The organism is Massilia cavernae (genome assembly GCF_003590855.1).
GTDB classification, from domain to species: domain Bacteria; phylum Pseudomonadota; class Gammaproteobacteria; order Burkholderiales; family Burkholderiaceae_D; genus Telluria_A; species Telluria_A cavernae.
The window spans coordinates 1-3,073 of sequence record NZ_QYUP01000054.1 but is presented as its reverse complement, the minus strand read 5'-3'; the positions used below and the strand labels follow the sequence as shown (position 1 = coordinate 3,073).

2 protein-coding genes are annotated in these 3,073 nt (G+C 62.2%); one reads left to right on the top strand and one right to left on the bottom strand.

All coding sequences use genetic code 11. The annotated features are described in order from the left end of the window. The coding region (locus tag D3872_RS05035) for a dicarboxylate/amino acid:cation symporter (RefSeq protein ID WP_147373798.1) at positions 1 to 1,188 on the top strand (1,188 nt) is incomplete at its 5' end. A gap of 706 nt (positions 1,189 to 1,894) precedes the next feature. On the opposite strand, the gene D3872_RS05025 is transcribed toward D3872_RS05035, so the two are convergent. Beyond that, on the bottom strand, positions 1,895 to 3,073 hold a 1,179-nt coding region (locus tag D3872_RS05025; protein WP_147373797.1), incomplete at its 5' end, for a dicarboxylate/amino acid:cation symporter.

Here is a 3,073-nt window from a genome sequence, read left to right as displayed (position 1 = left end):
GCCAACACCGGCATGGCCAATCCTGGCAGTTTTGCCGATTACATGTCGCTGCTCTCCACGCTGTTCCTGCGCCTGATTAAGATGATCATCGCGCCGCTGGTGTTCTCGACACTGGTGGTCGGCATCGCCAAGATGGGCGACGCCAAGGAAGTCGGCCGCATCGGCCTCAAGGCACTGGGCTGGTTCATCATCGCGTCGGTGATCTCGCTGTCGCTCGGCCTGCTGCTGGTGAACCTGTTCCGCCCTGGCGACGCGCTGACCGTCGCCGTGCCTGCCGCGGACGCCGCTTCCGGCATTGCCACCAGCAGCCTGACGCTGAAGGAATTCATCACCCACCTGGTGCCTTCGTCGATCGTCGACGGCATGGCCAAGAACGAGATCTTGCAGATCGTCGTGTTCTCGCTGTTCTTCGGCACCGCCGCTGCCGCCGTCGGCCCGCGCGCCCACCCGATGATCGAAGCGATCGACGGCGTCGCGCACGTGATGCTGAAGGTAACCGGTTATGTCATGAACCTGGCGCCGATTGCCGTATTCGCCGCCGTGTCGGGCACCATCGCCAGCAAGGGTCTCGGCGTGCTGTCGACCTTCGGCATCTTCATGGGCGAGTTCTACCTCGGCATCATACTGCTGTGGGTAGTCCTGACCATGGCCGGTTTCATGTTCCTTGGCAAACGCGTATTCGGCCTGCTGAAAGAGCTGCGCGAGCCTACCCTGCTGGCGTTTTCGACCGCGTCGTCGGAAGCCGCCTTCCCTAAAACCCTGGAAGGCCTGGAGCGCTTCGGCGTCAAGAACCGCATCGCCGCATTCGTGCTGCCGGTCGGCTACTCGTTCAACCTCGACGGCTCGATGATGTACTGCACCTTTGCGACCGTGTTCATCGCCCAGGCCTACGGCATCGAGATGGACCTCGGCACCCAGATCGTGATGATGGCGGTGCTGATGCTGACCTCCAAAGGCATGGCCGGCGTGCCGCGCGCTTCGCTGGTCGTCATCGCAGCGACGCTCACCCAGTTCAACATCCCTGAAGCGGGCCTGCTGCTCCTGCTGGGCATCGACCACTTCCTCGACATGGCGCGTTCGGCGACCAACGTGATCGGCAACGGCATCGCCACCGCGGTGGTGGCCAAGTGGGAGAACGAACTGACCGATCCTACCAAGAAGGATGTGGCGACCGCCCCGCTGCAGTAAATACAGCACCGGATGGTCTGGCGGGCTTCCCCGCCACGGCGCCATCCGCCTTGCCAGCGCCTTCCAGCGCAGGCAACGGCGGATGGCGTTTTTCATTGTGGCGAGCGACCGTTTTTGTGAAGGTATTTATAAACTTTCCGTATTGAAATCGTGTATCCTCTTTTGCCATCATTCCCCTCACAGGAGCACACGATATGCCCAAGCTGTCTGCCCTAGCAGCCCTCCTCCTTGCGGTCAGCGGCGTAAGCCAGGCCGCCACCCAGACTGTCGATTGCGGCAGGCTGCTGGACGTCAAGGCCGGCAAATGGCTTGAGCGCGGAGCGTGGTGTGGAAACGGCACCGTCAATCGGTCGGCCCGATGACCAGGGCGCCGGCAACATCGACCTTCCGCCTACTCCTGCATTTGCCGGCTTGACGTCCAGCAGCCTGCCGCAATCGACAGTCTGGGTGGCGGCCTGGCTTACGCCGCTGACCGCAAGGAGGAGGGCTGCTAGGGCAGACAGCTTGGGCATATCGTGTGCTCCTGTGAGGGGAATGATGGCAAAAGAGGATACACGATTTCAATACGGAAAGTTTATAAATACCTTCACAAAAACGGTCGCTCGCCACAATGAAAAACGCCATCCGCCGTTGCCTGCGCTGGAAGGCGCTGGCAAGGCGGATGGCGCCGTGGCGGGGAAGCCCGCCAGACCATCCGGTGCTGTATTTACTGCAGCGGGGCGGTCGCCACATCCTTCTTGGTAGGATCGGTCAGTTCGTTCTCCCACTTGGCCACCACCGCGGTGGCGATGCCGTTGCCGATCACGTTGGTCGCCGAACGCGCCATGTCGAGGAAGTGGTCGATGCCCAGCAGGAGCAGCAGGCCCGCTTCAGGGATGTTGAACTGGGTGAGCGTCGCTGCGATGACGACCAGCGAAGCGCGCGGCACGCCGGCCATGCCTTTGGAGGTCAGCATCAGCACCGCCATCATCACGATCTGGGTGCCGAGGTCCATCTCGATGCCGTAGGCCTGGGCGATGAACACGGTCGCAAAGGTGCAGTACATCATCGAGCCGTCGAGGTTGAACGAGTAGCCGACCGGCAGCACGAATGCGGCGATGCGGTTCTTGACGCCGAAGCGCTCCAGGCCTTCCAGGGTTTTAGGGAAGGCGGCTTCCGACGACGCGGTCGAAAACGCCAGCAGGGTAGGCTCGCGCAGCTCTTTCAGCAGGCCGAATACGCGTTTGCCAAGGAACATGAAACCGGCCATGGTCAGGACTACCCACAGCAGTATGATGCCGAGGTAGAACTCGCCCATGAAGATGCCGAAGGTCGACAGCACGCCGAGACCCTTGCTGGCGATGGTGCCCGACACGGCGGCGAATACGGCAATCGGCGCCAGGTTCATGACATAACCGGTTACCTTCAGCATCACGTGCGCGACGCCGTCGATCGCTTCGATCATCGGGTGGGCGCGCGGGCCGACGGCGGCAGCGGCGGTGCCGAAGAACAGCGAGAACACGACGATCTGCAAGATCTCGTTCTTGGCCATGCCGTCGACGATCGACGAAGGCACCAGGTGGGTGATGAATTCCTTCAGCGTCAGGCTGCTGGTGGCAATGCCGGAAGCGGCGTCCGCGGCAGGCACGGCGACGGTCAGCGCGTCGCCAGGGCGGAACAGGTTCACCAGCAGCAGGCCGAGCGACAGCGAGATCACCGACGCGATGATGAACCAGCCCAGTGCCTTGAGGCCGATGCGGCCGACTTCCTTGGCGTCGCCCATCTTGGCGATGCCGACCACCAGTGTCGAGAACACCAGCGGCGCGATGATCATCTTAATCAGGCGCAGGAACAGCGTGGAGAGCAGCGACATGTAATCGGCAAAACTGCCAGGATTGGCCATGCC